The sequence below is a fragment of the Lactobacillus sp. B4005 genome (assembly GCF_026536045.1).
GTDB classification, from domain to species: domain Bacteria; phylum Bacillota; class Bacilli; order Lactobacillales; family Lactobacillaceae; genus Lactobacillus; species Lactobacillus panisapium.
Genome location: NZ_JAFNOZ010000005.1, coordinates 21,519 through 36,329 on the forward strand (window position 1 = coordinate 21,519; position 14,811 = coordinate 36,329).

General features: G+C 33.1%; 16 protein-coding genes. 14 read left to right on the top strand and 2 right to left on the bottom strand.

The window, feature by feature from the left end; translation table 11 throughout:
- Positions 1 to 139: 139 nt before the first annotated feature.
- From J3U73_RS08815 to J3U73_RS08845, 7 genes are all read left to right on the top strand, one after another.
- A complete protein-coding gene (locus tag J3U73_RS08815) occupies positions 140 to 1,612 on the top strand; it encodes a BglG family transcription antiterminator (protein ID WP_220269095.1) in 1,473 nt (490 codons plus the stop codon).
- Positions 1,602 to 1,967: a PTS sugar transporter subunit IIA gene (locus J3U73_RS08820; protein ID WP_267392486.1), complete on the top strand. Its 366-nt coding sequence runs from the start codon at positions 1,602 to 1,604 to the stop codon at positions 1,965 to 1,967. Before J3U73_RS08815 ends, J3U73_RS08820 begins: the two co-directional genes overlap by 11 nt.
- An 81-nt stretch (positions 1,968 to 2,048) precedes the next feature.
- On the top strand, positions 2,049 to 2,903 hold the full coding sequence (locus tag J3U73_RS08825) for a class II aldolase (protein ID WP_267410215.1): 855 nt from the start codon (positions 2,049 to 2,051) through the stop codon (positions 2,901 to 2,903).
- Between the two features lie 11 nt (positions 2,904 to 2,914).
- The gene (locus J3U73_RS08830) at positions 2,915 to 3,391 is read left to right on the top strand and encodes a PTS sugar transporter subunit IIA (RefSeq protein ID WP_220269098.1); all 477 of its coding nucleotides are present in this window, start codon (positions 2,915 to 2,917) and stop codon (positions 3,389 to 3,391) included.
- Positions 3,392 to 3,394: 3 nt separating this feature from the next.
- The gene (locus J3U73_RS08835; RefSeq protein WP_267410216.1) at positions 3,395 to 3,688 is read left to right on the top strand and encodes a PTS sugar transporter subunit IIB; all 294 of its coding nucleotides are present in this window, start codon (positions 3,395 to 3,397) and stop codon (positions 3,686 to 3,688) included.
- 10 nt (positions 3,689 to 3,698) lie between these two features.
- Positions 3,699 to 5,060 (top strand): PTS galactitol transporter subunit IIC, encoded by a 1,362-nt coding sequence (locus J3U73_RS08840; RefSeq protein WP_220269100.1) that lies wholly within the window; start codon positions 3,699 to 3,701, stop codon positions 5,058 to 5,060.
- The gene (locus J3U73_RS08845) at positions 5,050 to 6,498 is read left to right on the top strand and encodes an FGGY-family carbohydrate kinase (protein WP_267410217.1); all 1,449 of its coding nucleotides are present in this window, start codon (positions 5,050 to 5,052) and stop codon (positions 6,496 to 6,498) included. Before J3U73_RS08840 ends, J3U73_RS08845 begins: the two co-directional genes overlap by 11 nt.
- An 85-nt stretch (positions 6,499 to 6,583) precedes the next feature.
- On the opposite strand, the gene J3U73_RS08850 is transcribed toward J3U73_RS08845, so the two are convergent.
- Positions 6,584 to 7,597 carry a LacI family DNA-binding transcriptional regulator gene (locus J3U73_RS08850; protein WP_220269102.1) on the bottom strand — a complete coding sequence of 338 codons (1,014 nt, stop codon included), beginning with the start codon at positions 7,595 to 7,597 and terminating at the stop codon, positions 6,584 to 6,586.
- 188 nt (positions 7,598 to 7,785) lie between these two features.
- Between J3U73_RS08850 and J3U73_RS08855 the strand changes: the two genes are divergently transcribed.
- From J3U73_RS08855 to J3U73_RS08880, 6 genes are read left to right on the top strand one after another with little or no spacing between them, the layout of a single operon-like run.
- Positions 7,786 to 9,075 carry a gluconate:proton symporter gene (locus J3U73_RS08855; protein WP_220269103.1) on the top strand — a complete coding sequence of 430 codons (1,290 nt, stop codon included), beginning with the start codon at positions 7,786 to 7,788 and terminating at the stop codon, positions 9,073 to 9,075.
- A gap of 21 nt (positions 9,076 to 9,096) precedes the next feature.
- The gene (locus J3U73_RS08860; RefSeq protein WP_267410218.1) at positions 9,097 to 10,077 is read left to right on the top strand and encodes a sugar kinase; all 981 of its coding nucleotides are present in this window, start codon (positions 9,097 to 9,099) and stop codon (positions 10,075 to 10,077) included.
- Positions 10,055 to 10,681 carry an orotidine 5'-phosphate decarboxylase / HUMPS family protein gene (locus tag J3U73_RS08865; protein WP_220269105.1) on the top strand — a complete coding sequence of 209 codons (627 nt, stop codon included), beginning with the start codon at positions 10,055 to 10,057 and terminating at the stop codon, positions 10,679 to 10,681. The genes J3U73_RS08860 and J3U73_RS08865 overlap by 23 nt, the downstream gene beginning before the upstream one ends.
- The gene (hxlB, locus tag J3U73_RS08870; RefSeq protein ID WP_220269106.1) at positions 10,678 to 11,235 is read left to right on the top strand and encodes a 6-phospho-3-hexuloisomerase; all 558 of its coding nucleotides are present in this window, start codon (positions 10,678 to 10,680) and stop codon (positions 11,233 to 11,235) included. Before J3U73_RS08865 ends, hxlB begins: the two co-directional genes overlap by 4 nt.
- A gap of 15 nt (positions 11,236 to 11,250) precedes the next feature.
- Entirely contained in the window at positions 11,251 to 11,901 is a 651-nt protein-coding gene (locus J3U73_RS08875) for a bifunctional 2-keto-4-hydroxyglutarate aldolase/2-keto-3-deoxy-6-phosphogluconate aldolase (protein ID WP_220269107.1), read from the top strand.
- Between the two features lie 10 nt (positions 11,902 to 11,911).
- Entirely contained in the window at positions 11,912 to 12,670 is a 759-nt protein-coding gene (locus J3U73_RS08880; protein ID WP_220269108.1) for a sugar phosphate isomerase/epimerase family protein, read from the top strand.
- Positions 12,671 to 12,749: 79 nt separating this feature from the next.
- On the opposite strand, the gene J3U73_RS08885 is transcribed toward J3U73_RS08880, so the two are convergent.
- Entirely contained in the window at positions 12,750 to 13,736 is a 987-nt protein-coding gene (locus J3U73_RS08885; protein ID WP_267392480.1) for a LacI family DNA-binding transcriptional regulator, read from the bottom strand.
- 171 nt (positions 13,737 to 13,907) lie between these two features.
- Between J3U73_RS08885 and J3U73_RS08890 the strand changes: the two genes are divergently transcribed.
- Positions 13,908 to 14,564, top strand: coding sequence for a ribulose-phosphate 3-epimerase (locus J3U73_RS08890; RefSeq protein ID WP_267410219.1), 657 nt, complete (start codon positions 13,908 to 13,910; stop codon positions 14,562 to 14,564).
- Positions 14,565 to 14,811 lie beyond the last annotated feature (247 nt).

A 14,811-nucleotide genomic window follows, 5' to 3' on the forward strand; every position in this document is an offset into this window, starting at 1 on the left:
ACAATATCTTTTTTATAATTGCACTTGTAAGCGCTATTAAAGTTGTCCATTATTGTGGACATAAGTCGAAATTTTTAAAAGAGCAAAGTCACTAAAATGATAATTGAATCTTTAAAAAGTCGGAATTTAGGGGGTGAATATGAGAAATTCAGAGAGGACACACGAATTATTTAGTCTTCTTTTAAATAGCAGTGGGTATTTGACGGCAAAAGAAATTGCTCAGGTACTTTATGTATCTGAAAAAACAGTTTATCGCCTGGTTGATAATATTAATGAAAATATGTCGACTGCTTTAATTAAGTCTCAAAGAGGCCGTGGCTTTAAGCTTAATTATCAGTATTACGTTCAGCCAAAAAAATATCAAAAATTGGAACAAAACTCGTCTGTCAATCTCTCACCTGTTGAAAGAAGAAATAGGATTATGAAACGATTACTATTAATATCTCCTCAGAAAATAAAGGAAAGTGAGGTTTTTAATCAATTTTATATTAGTGCGAATGTTCGTCACCATGATAAACAAATTATTAAAAAGATTCTCAGTGAGTATTGCATTAATTTGATAACTAAAAACAACTTAATTTGTGTTAAAGGACCAGAAGAAAGTATTAGGAGAGTACTAAAAGACTTAATTGATGATCAGGAAATAATTGATTTAAAGCAATTACCAAAAAGCACAGATTTTAGTCAAAAATATGATGTGCAGTTTGTAGTAAGTGAAATTGATAAAATAAGTTATTTGCTGCAAACGACATTACCATATCCTTACAATGTTAACCTTTTTTCACATCTGTATATTTTAATTAGTCGTTTGCGAAAAAACGGGACTAATTATCAAGTGGCTAATAAAGCAGGATTGGATCAAAAAGTCTTTAATTCTAATATTTATCAAATTAGTAAACAGGTTGTAAATGATATTAGTAACTATTTAAGTATTAGAGTTCCCAATGTTGAAGCAGATTATATATTTGCTTACTTATCTTCTTCAAGGTTTATTAATAAAACTGTAGCTATTACAACCTCTAAGCAGGTTGTTAAAATAACCAAAGATTTGATTGAAGAGGTTTCTTCTCATTTTCATTATGACTTTAGTTTTATTGAAGATAGGCTTGAGAAACACATTCAACCGTTAATTAACCGCCTAAAAAATCATATTAGTGTTAATAATAATTTATTAGAGCAAATCAAGATGGAATATCAACAGCTTTTTAACATTATTCAAACTGCTGCTAAAAAAACATTTACTAAATATCAATTTGAAGAAATTGATGAAAATGAAATTGGTTACATTACACTTTATTTTGCCCAGGCACTCGAAGAAAATTCTACCCGTTTAAAAGCTGTAATCATGTGTGCCACAGGTATTGGTACTTCAGAATTACTTAAAATTAAGGTTAAAAAGGCTTTTCCAAATATTGAAGTATTAGGTGTGACTGCAAGTAATAATAGTCATTATGATTATCGTAATGTTGATTTATTAATTTCAACTGTTCGGGTATCTAATAAAATTGCAGTGCCAAGTGTAGTAGTGAGTGCTTTATTTACAAAAAAAGATCAGACAATTGTGCAGAATAAAATTGATGAGATTGTTAGGAATAAGCGTTTTGAAAATTGAAGAAGAATATTTAAGGGTAAAAATATCTAAGTTTAGTGAACTTAAAGACTGCGTAATCAATTTGACCAGAAAATTGGAGCCCAGTTTAAGTAGAGAAGAAATCTTAGCTGATATTAAAAAAAGAGATGAAATGGGTGATGGGCTAGTTTCATCATCAATACTAATTATTCATGTGATTGATCAAAAAATTAAGCAAGATACTATTTTTTATATAACTCTAGAAAATAAAATATCCTATTTTTCTGTAAGTGAAAAAAATGATTATCAATTAACTAAGGTGATTTTATTGGCTATTAATCCGAAACATAGTTTGACCAATAAAAATCATTTAGTGAATTTTATCGAAGACAAGTGAACATTAATATCGGATACTCCCTTAACAAAGAGACTTTTTAAAGATTAATTAAACTGAAAAGATATATTTGGAGGGATACATATGCCATTAATCAATGGTTTTAATCTATTAGAAATAATTAAAGAGCGTCATGTCTGTGCCGGTGCTTATAACACAACTGATTTAATTACGACAATGGGCATTTTGGATGCAGTTGAACAGAGTAGAATTCCAGCTTTTATTCAAATTGCACCGACAAATATTCTATTATCAGGTTATGGCTATATTTACGATATGGTTAAAAGATATGCTGATCAAATGGAGACACCAGTTACATTACATTTAGACCATGGCAAAGATTTTCAGAATGTTGTTGATGCATGTCAAGCCGGTTTTGGTTCAGTAATGACGGATAACGCTCAATATGAATATGATGAAAATATTGCTCAAACTAAAAGAGCAGTTGAATTCGCTCAAGGTTATGGTGTGCCAGTTGAGGCAGAGCTAGGCGCAATTGCGGGTAAGGAAGATGATTATGTCAATCCTAAGCATAAGTACACAGATCCAGAGCAAGTAATTGATTTTGTAAAAAGAACTGGAGTCAATTTACTAGCGGTTGCAGTTGGTAATGTCCATGGCTTGAATCTTGATCCTAATATTAATTTCTCGTTATTAAAAAAGATTCAAGAAGTTTGTAAAGTACCGCTTGTGTTGCATGGTGCTTCTGGCATTCCAGACGAACAAATTAATCAAATGGTTAATTATGGTGTAGTTAAGATTAATGTAGCTAGTGATTTGCGCCAAGCTTATATTCAAACGATGGGAAAAGATTATGAACGGAACAAAAATCGCTTTGACTTAGTTAATGTCACTTTAGATGCAAGAAAAGCTGTTAAAGAGATTGTTTATCACAAGATTAAAGTCATGAATAAACTATCGCCAGTAGCAGTTCAATAAAGGGAGATAAGATGGCGTTAAGCGATAAAAAAATCATATTTGAAAAGAATCAGATTATGTTTTTTAACAAAAAAACTGATTTCGAACATGTCGTTAAAGATCTAGCAAATGAATTAATAAAACAAGGTTTAGTTGATCCTGATTATCCTAAACAGGTAATTTTGCGTGAGAAAAAATTTCCGACCGGATTACCAACCAAGTCGGTTGGTGTTTCAATTCCTCATACAGATGCTAAATGGACTCGGCACAATGCAATTGCTATCGGCATTCTTAAGCATCCAATTAAGCAAATAGTAATGGGTAGCAAGGATACAGAGGTAAGTGTTGAAATAGTCTTTTTACTTGCACTGGATCAATCAAATAAACAATTAAATATATTAGCAAAGTTAATGAGCGTTTTTCAAAATCCGGCTAACTTAATTGAAATAAAAAATGGTTCCCAGATTGAAATAAAAAAATTAGTGGAACGTGCTATTTTGGAGGAATAAAAAATGGCTAACAGAAAAAAGAACATCTTATTTGTTTGTGCAACTGGAATCGCAACTTCAACGGTTGCTACGGAAAAGACATTAGAATATTTAAAAGATAAGGGGATTAGTGTTACCTATACTCAAACAAATGTTGCTTCTTTGCCAGAAGTGGCAAATCCTGCAACAGTTGATTTAATTGTAGCAACTACCCAGGTTCCATTTGATCTAGATATTCCAGTTGTTCATGCATTATCACTAATCACAGGTATTGGGGCTGATCAAACACTGGAACAAATTTATGATTACGTAAAATAGGAGGCAAATAATGGCTAATTTGGCTTCACAAATAAATGGAGTTGTTCAATACATCTTAAGTATGGGAGCAATTGTTATGCTTCCAATTATTCTCTTTATTGTTGGCTTGTGCTTTAGAATGAAAGTAGCACAAGCATTTAAAGCTGCTTTAACTGTTGGAGTTGGCTTTGTTGGTATTTTTGCTATTTTCGGCATTTTGACTAACAATGTGGGACCAGCTGCACAAGCGATGGTAAAGCACACCGGTATCAATTTGCCCGCAGCTGATTTAGGTTGGCCTGCATTGTCTGCAATTACGTGGGGGTTGCCCATTGCTCCCTTGGTTATTCCTATGACAATTATTATTAATATCATAATGCTAGTCATTGGAAAAACAAGAACAGTTGATGTAGATATGTGGAATTATTGGCATTTTGCCTTAGTTGGTACATTAGTTTATTATGTTACCAATAACTTTTTCTTAGGTCTATTAGCCGCTGCAATTATTACGATTATTGTATTTAAACTTGCAGATTGGGCAGCACCAATGGGAGAGAAATATTTTGGTCTAGAAGGTATTTCTTTACCAACGGTGTCATCGATCACTTTTTGGCCCATCGGCTTAATCGGTAATTGGCTTATTGATAAAATTCCTGGTATTAGAAATATAAAAATTGATCCTAAATCAATTCAAAAGCGCTTTGGCATTTTTGGTGAGCCAATGATGATTGGTTTGATTTTGGGTATTCTGCTAGGACTATTAGCAGGCTATGACGTTAAAGGATTACTAAATATAGGAGTTAATCTTGCCGCAGTTATGTTATTACTTCCGAGAATGACTAGGGTCTTACTAGAAGGATTAATGCCAATTTCACAAGCAGTTCAAAACTTCTTGACTAAGAGATTCCCTAATCGAAAAGATTTGTTTATTGGATTAGATATTGCAGTAGCAATTGGCAATTCATCAATTATTTCAACGGCATTATTGCTAACTCCGATTGCTATTTTTCTGGCATTTATTTTACCAGGAAATAGAACACTACCATTAGCTGATTTAGCTAATCTAGCCGTGTTTAGTTCAATGATTGTCTTAGCATGTAAGGGAAACATTTTTCGTGCTGTAATTATAGCAATCCCGTGTTTAATAGGTGATTTATACATTGCTAGTGCTATGGCTCCCATTATTACTAAAATGGCACGTGCGGTTGCATACAAGGGAGCTGCACATGCTACGGTAACTAGTTTCTTGGATGGTGGTAATCCACTTAGATTTTGGTTAGTCAAAATTTTTGAACTTAATCCTATTGCATTGTTTTCAGTCATTGTAGTTGGACTTCTTCTATGGTGGATTTATCGGACGACTAAGAAAGAGGTTGTCGATATTGACCAGTAACTGTCTGACGATTGATGTTGGTACTACCAATACTAAAATTACGTTATGGTGTAATGGAATTCCAGAGATAAAGCAATTTGTTACACCTAAAAAAACAGTCGCAACGCAAACTAACTTTGAGCTTAGTTATTTATGGGATGAAGTTATTAGGACAATTAGTTCATTTGACCCGATTAGTCTCAAAAAAGTAACCCGAATAGCGATTGCAAGTTTTGGAGAATCTGGAATTCTACTAAATGAAAAAAATAATCCAGTTGGTCAATGTATTTCCTGGTTTGATGATCGTGCTCAAATAATTGTTGATCAAATAACTGAAGAGAAAAAAAGTCGAATTTACCAGCTAACTGGGCTACCGGTTAATGCACACTATTCAGCGCTTAAAATCGCCTGGTTATTGAAATATGATAAGACGATTACCATGCCTTTGGCAAAGTACAAATGGTTATGTGTCCCTGATTATTTGGTTTATCGATTTACTGGTAATCTTGCAACGGAATATACTATTGCAAGTAGAACACTTTGTCTTGATATAAAAACAGGTAAGTGGTCAAAAGAAGTTCAACAGCTTTTAGGTATAAGCAATATTTCTTTTCCAGAAATTTATTCAGCTGGCTGTAATTTAGGCCACATTCAGGGAAAACTTGGTAAATTATTTGCCCAAGAATGTCAGGTGATAATTGCTGGTCATGATCATATGTGTGGTGCAGCTGGTGTTGGACTAGATGAAACAGAACTTCTTGATTCAACCGGGACGACTGAGGCAATGATGACAATTGTAGAGCATTTTGATATTTCATCTGAAGCACAAAAAAATGCACTGGCCAACGGTATTTATGTAGATGATCAACATTATACCAGATTTACTGCGATGCCAGCTGCAGGTTCAACAATTGCTTGGTTGATGAATCTTTGTCGAATAAATGAAAATAAATTAATAGAGTTAATGAATGAAGCTCAGAAAGGATATGATGATCATTCATTATTTAACTCTAGAGTTCTAGTAATGCCACATTTTAACGGCAGTGGTGCACCAAATAAAATGTCTAGTAGTAAAGGGATCATATATGGCTTAACAAGCCAGACTACAGTGGTCGAATTAATTTTTGGTCTATTTTTAGGATTAACTTGTGAGTTTAAAATTGCGTATACTACTTTATTTAATTCAGAAAGATATCATCTAATTAAAGTAATTGGTCCTGCTGCCAAAGATCCCCTTTGGCTTGAACTTAAGGCGGATATATTACAAGCAAATGTCATCAGTATAGATACTGAACAGGCAGTTTCCGAGGGAGCCTATACTATTGCAACAGGGCGTCATTTGAAGAAAAAAGTAAGAAAATATGTACCAACTGTTGATGTTCATAAAAAAAGGTATTTAAAACAAATGTTAGAAACCTACAAAGTAATTTATCAAAATAAAATAAGCAAAAATTTATAATATATAAATAGCTAGCAAATTGTTTGAAAAGATTTGCTAGCTATTTTTGTTATGAATAATAATCTGTTCCCCAAATTTAGTTAAATTAAAACTTAGCTGCAATTACTAAAGGTTGAAATTCTTGCGGTTTTACTTTATTTACTAGTAGATTTAATAAAATTTCTGCTGCACTTGCTCCCATTAAATAAGGATTTTGGGAAATTAACTTTGATTGGGGCAGAATTAACTGCGCTAGCTTGGTATCTGCAAACCCAGTAACAAAAACATTTTCATTATCGAGATATCCATCAGCCATTAACATTGGAATAAATTCCAATAGCCATCTTTCTTTAAAGCAAAAAATTAATGTCTTTTTTCCTTTTTCTTTTTGCTTTTGTAAGAAAGCCTCGATTTTCTGTTTAATAGCTGAATAGTTGTAAGTTTCTTCATCAATCTGAATTAAATGTATTTGTTCTGGCTTTGCCACAAAACAAATCCCACTATAACGATCGCGTCGAGTTGATGCAATTTTAACTTCTGAGGATAAAATTAAAAAATCGTCACATCCTTTATTTAAAAAATATTTTGTAGCATTTTTTGAAACTTCAATATTATTAGAAATAACTTGGGGCCAATGTAAACTAGCCAACCTTCTGTCAAGAATTACCGTGGGAATATCGTGAACAAATTCAGACTTGATATTTCTAAAGTTACTGCCGAAAGGCTGAAAAAGTAAACCATCAAAAAAACTGCTACTAACAGTTTTAATCAGTTCTTTTTCTCGATTTTGGTCCGCATTAGTGTCTAATAAAAAAGCTTCATAGCCTTTTAGTCTTAAAATATTTGAGGCACCCTTAAATAACTCAGTTGAAAAGTAATCATCAATATTGGAAACGACTACTGCAATTGTTTTACTTTGATTAGTAGCCATTTGTCTGGCAGCTATGTCAGGAATATAATTTAACGTTTTTATTGCTTTTTCGATTGCTTGAGCTTTTTCTTTAGATAGCCTACCTGTAGCTTTGTTGTTCAAGTATCTTGATACCGATGCAACGGAAACGTTGGCTAATTCAGCTACATTACGGATAGTTGCTTTTTCATGACTTTTTTTTCTTTTCATTTAAATTTCCTCAAATAATAGTATATCATTTTGTTCTGCATAAAATGATTTTACATTTGTAATACTAAGTTCGTTTAAAAAAGCGCTTGCAAATCTTAGATTAAAGATTTATATTAGTTAGGTAACCGGTTACCTAATAAAAATGGCGAAATTTTAAAAATTAATTGTTTAGAAAGCGTACAAAAGTTATGAATACTACAATAATAGCTATTTTACTATTAGTAACTTTTGCTTTGTTTATTTTGTATATCTTAAAGGGCGGGAATCTAATGATTGGGTTCTTTACGATGGCAATTTTATGGTGCGTCATCGGCTTAATTCCATTTAATGAAGCAATAAGCAAGGTATTTGCACAACCAGCGTTAAGTTATGGGCCAACAATAATATATATTGTTTTTGGCTCATGGTTTGGCAGAGTTTTGGTCGATAGTGGCATTGCACCTGCAATTTCAGATGCGACTAAATTAATTGGTAAAAAGAAACCGGTATTAGCTACGATTTTGGTAATTTTGGTAACTGCATTTATTTTTATTAGTGCCTACGGAGTGGGTTCTGTCATTGCAATTGGAGTAATTCTTTTACCAATTATGTTGTCACTTGGATTGCCGCGTGATTTAGCATTGACAATTTTTTCAATGGCAATTGGAGCACCAATGTATATTAATGTTGTTCTCTATAACCAAATGAAAGCTTTTGCACCAAAAGCAACTTATGATAGTAAATACATTACATTTGGTATTTGTGCTGCATCTGTTCAGTTATTCGCAATTATTGTCTTTTTACTGATTAATCGCAAAAAAATAGATGAGACTAATGCAGATAAAAATTTAAAGCTAATTGGTGCTGAAAGTGCCAATCATCAAACGGTCACAGTTCCTAAACTTGCTTACATTGTTCCAATTATTCCAGTTGCTCTAAATATGTTATTTAAATGGGATGCAGTTCCAGCTCTAACATTAGCTAGTATAATTGCAATCTTGTTAACGGGTCAATTTAAAAATTATCAAAAAGGCCTTAAGTTTCTGAACGATTCCATTGCACATGCAATTACAGATATTGCTGGTTTAATTATGTTTTTGATGGCATTAGAATGTTTTACTGGCGCAGCAACATTAAATGCTGCCAAATTTAAACCAATTTTAGCTACAATGCTACCCCATCAGCATTTAGTTTTATGTTTAGCTCTAGGTATTTTGGCTCCACTTGCCTTATTTAGAGGGCCTTTGCATGTTTGGGGTGCTGGTGCTGCTACGGCTGCTGTGCTATATGGTACAGGACTCTTTAGTGATAACTTTTTACTGCCATTATTATATGTTCCAACTTTGATGGCAGTATCAGTTGATATTACTCAATCTTGGAACGTTTGGGGACTTGACTATATGAAAGTTAAGTCGAAAGACTTTCTTAAGTATGGTGTACCTGTAATGTGGATTGTCTCAATCATTAATGAAGTTCTTGTTTATTACTTTTTTGGTTGAAAAAGAAGAAAGGAAAACATTATGTCAGAAGTAATTACAATTGGTGAACCGCTGGTTACTTTTTGTTCAAAAGAAGCAGATGTTTCGTTAACTGATGCATTGGAGTTTCACAAGATTATGGGAGGAGCCGAGTTAAATGTAGCAATTGGAGTTAAACGTTTAGGGCACTCTGTCGAATATATAACAAGAGTAGGCCAAGATCCAATGGGTAAATTTGTTCAAAAGACTATTGCTGCGCATCATGTAGGAACAAAATATGTAAGTTATGATAATTTTTATTATACAGGTCATCAGATGAAACAATTGGTAACAAAAGGTGATCCAATGGTAGTCAATTATCGGCGTGATTCTGCTGCTTGTCATCTTGAGGCTAATCAGCTAGATAAAATTGATCTTAGTGATGTCAAAATAGCACATATGTCAGGAATTTTTCCTGCAATTTCATCTACTGCTGAACATACTTTTCGTGTCTTTTACCAAAAGCTGATTGAGGCAGGTAAGTTTATTACTTTTGATCCCAATCTTCGTCCATCTTTATGGAAGAGTAAAGAATATATGATTAAAACAGTCAATGAATTGGCAGGAATGGCTGATATTGTTTTACCCGGAATTGAAGAGGGAAATGTTTTGGTTGGATCTGACGATCCTGAAAAGATTGCTGACTTTTATCTTAACGGCAAACGAACTCGTGTAGTCATGGTCAAGTTAGGAGCCCATGGCGTTTTTGTTAAGACTAGCTCGCACAATAAATATATTGTCCCAGGTTTTAAGGCAGAAAAAGTAGTTGATACAGTTGGGGCCGGAGATGGTTTTGCATTGGGGTTAATCACAGCTTTACTTGAAAAAAAGAGTCTCAAAGAAGCAGCAATTCGGGGAAATGCAGTTGGTTGCTTGCAAGTTCAAACATTAGGTGATAATGATGGTTATCCTGTTCCAGCTGAATTAAAACAATTTTACGAAGATCAGGGGACTTCTGAAAATGAAACTACAAATTGCCATTGATCGTGTAAAGTTGGAAGATGCAATAAGACTAGCCCAGAAATTGGATGGCATTGCAGATATCATCGAATTAGGAACCTCAATAATAAAAGATTATGGCTTTTGCACTATTAAAAGAGCAGAAATTGGGTTAAAAAAAAGCTTATTACTAATGGATAGCAAGACAAACGATGAGGGAACCTATGAGTTCAGTCAAGGATTTAAAGCTGGAGCCGATATTTTAACCGTGATGGGATCAGCGGATAAAGCAACACTTGATTTAGCTTATGAAGTTGCAGAACAAAAAAAGAAAAAAATGTTAATCGATTTGATGGGTCTTGAGCCAAGAATAATTCGAAAAATAGCAGTCTATCCAAATGCTATTTATAATCTGCATAAATCATATGATAATAAAAAAAGTATGCCAATTACAAATGAAATCGCTAATTTTAAAAGCGAATATCCTAATATCAAAAATATTGCAGTTGCAGGCGGGATAAATTTGAAGCAAGTTAAACAAATTGCTAAGCAAAAAAAGGCTTCAATTGTAATTGTTGGTAGCAAAATTGTTAAAACATGCAATCCGGTTAACTCAGCTATTCAATTTAAGGAGGCAATAATGCAATGAATACGAAGACAAATAATCTAATAGATGATGTTTTACAAGAAATTAATGAAGTTGTGCATCAAGTGGATCAAAAACAAATTGATCAAGTTGCTGATATTATTACAAAAGATAAAAGAATATTTGTTTTGGGTTCAGGTAGGTCTGGGTTTATGGCTAAAAGTTTTGCCATGAGACTTATGCATCTTGGTTATCAAGTGTATGTGATAGGTGAAACAATTACTCCATCAATTGAAAATGGTGATGTTCTGGTATCAGTTTCTGGTTCAGGCAAAACAGATAGTGTTGTAAAACTAACACAAAAGGCACAAAATTTAGGAGTGAAAATTATTGCAGTGACAAGTAATAAAAAATCGCCTTTAGCTAAAGCTGCTAATCAAGTAGTGGTTGTTCCTGGAGCTACTAAAAATGGTGACGGTATAAAATCAATTCAGTTGTTAAGTACTTTGTTTGATCAAAGCGTCCATATTATACTTGATATTTTATGTTTAAAATTAAGCAAACGTGAGAAGGTTACTAATATTGATGCAAAGGCTAAACATAATAATATGGAATAATTAAGAGGAAAAATCATGTTATTGAAGTTTGAATTAATTAAGAAAATTCACCAAGCTGGAATAGTAGCGGTAATTAGAGGGAAAAGTGAAGAAGATTCATATAAAACTGCCCAAGCTTGTGTACAAGGTCAAATTACTGCAATTGAGTTGGCATTTACTTCACCTAATGCAGATATAACTATTAGTAGATTAAGAAAAAAATACCGTACAAGTCCTGACGTCATTATAGGTGCGGGAACGGTTTTAGATCCAACTACTGCTAGACTAGCAATTGTTGCAGGAGCAGAATTTATTGTAAGTCCTTCTTTTAATAAAAAAACGGCTAAACTCTGCAATTTATATGAAATTCCATATATTCCAGGCTGTTTTACTCCAACTGAGGTTCAAGCAGCATTGACTTATGGTGCTGATGTAATTAAAGTATTTCCAAGTTCTGTGGCTGGAGAGTCAGTTATTAATGAAATTCATGGGCCATTTCCTAATGTTAATATAATGCCAACAGGTGGCGTTTCACTGGTAAATTTGACCAAATGGCTTAAGCAAGGTGCGTTTGTTGTTGGCGTTGGTGGAAGTATGGTTGGTCCGGCAAAAGAAGATGATTATCAGCAAGTTACAAAAAATGCCATTAAGTTTCATAATAAATATCTTGAATTCGTGAAAAAATAGGAGAAAAATCATGACTCTAATTATTAATACCTTAGTTTATGAAAAAGAAATTCAAAGTGGGATTAGTCAATTTGATTTAGTTGATCGCATTGCGGATCTAAATGCAGATGGTATTGAGATTCGTCGTGAATACTTTAAAAATGTTAATCAAGAAATTAAAGAATTGGCACCAGCAATTAAACAAAAAGAGTTACTAGTAAATTATAGTGTCCCAGATAATATTTTTGATGAAAAAGGTAACTTTAATCAAAACTTACTAATATATTATCAAGAAGCTAAAGAACTTGGGGCGCAGAAAATAAAGTTTAGTACGGGGAACTTTTATCGATATCATGGGGATTTAAAAGAAGATTTGTCAAATTTGCCTTTAGCCGAAATTCAAACTACCGTTGAAAATGATCAAACTCCAATCGGAGGTAATCCAGATACCGTTTATGATTTTTTGACAGCAGCACGCAAAGCGGGATTTAATTCGATCTGCTGTACTTTTGATTTAGGGAACCTGGCTTTTACTGGTTTTGATCCAAATCAAGCAGCTCAAAAGTTAGCACCTTTTGTTAGTTATATTCATTTAAAAAACCCAATGTTAACAGCAGAAGGAAAAATGCAAAATACTAAATCATTAGACACGGGAATGTTTAATTGGCGTGCAGTTATTTATTATTTACCTAGTGACGCACAATGTGCTTTTGAATTTGCCATGTCAGACGATGAAGTAATAGAGCGAGAAATGAAAAAGTTTCATGAATATTTTAATAATAAAAGATAAATCTTTCTTTTTAAGTCGAATAAAGTTTAATAATTAAAAAATAGGTCAAACATTTAACTGTGTTTGGCCTAATTTTGTATTATCTTGTGGTTTCTCTGTTAATAAGTTTGGTTGGAATAAGAAATTGGCTACCCTTTTCATTTTGCTTATTAATTGCATTCATCATGCTATTAACAGCAGTTTGCGCGATCTTTTTAGTATTTTGCTGAATGGTAGTTAATTTAGGCGTGAGCACATTGGCTGCTGGAATATCATCAAAACCAATAATTTGTATTTGCTTGGGAATCTGGTAATTAAGCTCCTTTAGGTACTGAATCAAACTAATGGCAATGTTATCATCTGCTGCAAAAAAACCATCGACTTGTGGATTTTTTGCTAAAAATTTTTTTACTGCATTTTTATTTGTGAGCTTAAGTTCTTGATGCGATTTTAAAAACTTCACCTGATGATTTTTGAGTGCTTCTTTAAAGCCCGCAATTCTCGATTTGGTTGAAGAATTGATTTTTTTAACAACAATTGCTGGAAATTGACTTCCTCGATTGAAGAGATAATTGGTAGCGTCTAGCCCGCCTTGATAGTGATTAGAAGAAATAAAGACTGTATTATGGAAATTTTCCGGTTCTCGGTCGATACAAATATAAGGGATCTCTTTTAAGGAACTCTGGAATTTGAAACCATGCTGATATGACCCGGAAATAACGATAATTCCATCCACCTTTTTATTTTCAAGCATGTGTAAGTATGCTTGTTCTTTTTTTTCATTTTTGTCTGTATTGCAGATTATTGTGGAATAGTTTTTAGAAAAAAGTAGTTCCTCGATTTTCTGCACAAGATCAGCAAAAAATGGGTTTTTAATATCCGGTACTAAAATACCAATTGTATAAGTAACATTTGTGCGTAGACTGCGTGCACTATCATCAATCATATAACCTGTCTGATTGATAACTTCCAAAACTTTATTCTTGGTTTCTTCAGAAAAGCGTCCATTATTATTAATAACTCGTGAAACTGTTGCAGTTGAGACATTACAGAGTTTAGCAATGTCTTTGATTGAATATTGCTTCATCGTTAACTCCTTTATGCTAAATATTATAGCATTAAAAATACTATTGCATTCTATTAATAAGGTTAAACGATTGCTTTTTATATTTAATAAAACGTTTACAATCCAAAAATAAAGTGCAATAATGTCAATTAAGAACATGAGTAATTGATTACTCAAAAAAGGAGGAAAACAATGTCTTTAATCTTGAGTCCGTCAATGATGTGTGCAGACTTTGGTAATTTAGCAAGCCAAGTGAAGCAACTAAATGAAGCCGGTGTTGATATGTTTCACATGGATGTTATGGACGGAAAATATGTACCAAATTTTGCCTTAGGTCCAGAGGATTACCGAACTATTCGTAGATTGACCGACAAGCCGCTTGATGCTCATTTGATGATTGAAAACCCGCGCAATTACGTTAAATTTTTCAGCGAATTAGGTGCTGACTTAATTTACTTTTGTCCGGACGCAGAATTACAGCCTGCACGAACAATTGATGATATTCATGTCTTAGGTAAAAAGGCTGGCATTGCTGTTAATACTGGTACTTCTTTTGCAATGGTTGAAGAATTGTTGCCCAAGGTTGATTATGTGTTAGTAATGACAGTTCATCCTGGATTTGCTGGTCAGCCTTTTCAAAATTTTGTTTTGCCAAAATTAGACTGCTTTATTGAAGCAAAGCAAAAATATAATTATGTTTTGGGAATAGATGGAGCTGTTTCAAGAGCAAAAATAACGAAATTATATGCTAAAGGGGTAGATAATTTTATTCTTGGAACCTCGGCTTTGTTTGGCAAGGAAAAATCTTTTGCAGAAACAATCAATGATATTAGAAAGGAAAATGAGTAACAAGGACAAAATAGTAAGTTAGGATTTACGTTTGGGTCAGAGCAAGTTAGCTTGAAATTAAAGCCAATGATTATAGAAAGTTGAAATAAGATTAAGGTCATAGAATTTTGGTAAGTGATTTTGACGTTAGCTATTGAAAAATATAATATTACTCACTGTTTCACAAGATTAAAAATGGTGACAAAATTTGACAAACACTAGAATATAACTGTACTAAAACAGGCTTAGCAGCGATTTTATGTTGCTA

What these genes read in the sequence shown, in the direction of transcription:
- J3U73_RS08890 (WP_267410219.1), top strand. Translation starts at nt 13,908, where the DNA reads ATGTCTTTAATCTTGAGTCCGTCAATGATGTGTGCAGACTTTGGTAAT.
- J3U73_RS08885 (WP_267392480.1), bottom strand. Translation starts at nt 13,736, where the DNA reads ATGAAGCAATATTCAATCAAAGACATTGCTAAACTCTGTAATGTCTCA.
- J3U73_RS08875 (WP_220269107.1), top strand. Translation starts at nt 11,251, where the DNA reads ATGTTATTGAAGTTTGAATTAATTAAGAAAATTCACCAAGCTGGAATA.
- J3U73_RS08840 (WP_220269100.1), top strand. Translation starts at nt 3,699, where the DNA reads ATGGCTAATTTGGCTTCACAAATAAATGGAGTTGTTCAATACATCTTA.
- J3U73_RS08835 (WP_267410216.1), top strand. Translation starts at nt 3,395, where the DNA reads ATGGCTAACAGAAAAAAGAACATCTTATTTGTTTGTGCAACTGGAATC.
- J3U73_RS08860 (WP_267410218.1), top strand. Translation starts at nt 9,097, where the DNA reads ATGTCAGAAGTAATTACAATTGGTGAACCGCTGGTTACTTTTTGTTCA.
- J3U73_RS08865 (WP_220269105.1), top strand. Translation starts at nt 10,055, where the DNA reads ATGAAACTACAAATTGCCATTGATCGTGTAAAGTTGGAAGATGCAATA.
- J3U73_RS08825 (WP_267410215.1), top strand. Translation starts at nt 2,049, where the DNA reads ATGCCATTAATCAATGGTTTTAATCTATTAGAAATAATTAAAGAGCGT.
- J3U73_RS08830 (WP_220269098.1), top strand. Translation starts at nt 2,915, where the DNA reads ATGGCGTTAAGCGATAAAAAAATCATATTTGAAAAGAATCAGATTATG.
- J3U73_RS08855 (WP_220269103.1), top strand. Translation starts at nt 7,786, where the DNA reads ATGAATACTACAATAATAGCTATTTTACTATTAGTAACTTTTGCTTTG.
- hxlB (WP_220269106.1), top strand. Translation starts at nt 10,678, where the DNA reads ATGAATACGAAGACAAATAATCTAATAGATGATGTTTTACAAGAAATT.
- J3U73_RS08880 (WP_220269108.1), top strand. Translation starts at nt 11,912, where the DNA reads ATGACTCTAATTATTAATACCTTAGTTTATGAAAAAGAAATTCAAAGT.
- J3U73_RS08850 (WP_220269102.1), bottom strand. Translation starts at nt 7,597, where the DNA reads ATGAAAAGAAAAAAAAGTCATGAAAAAGCAACTATCCGTAATGTAGCT.
- J3U73_RS08815 (WP_220269095.1), top strand. Translation starts at nt 140, where the DNA reads ATGAGAAATTCAGAGAGGACACACGAATTATTTAGTCTTCTTTTAAAT.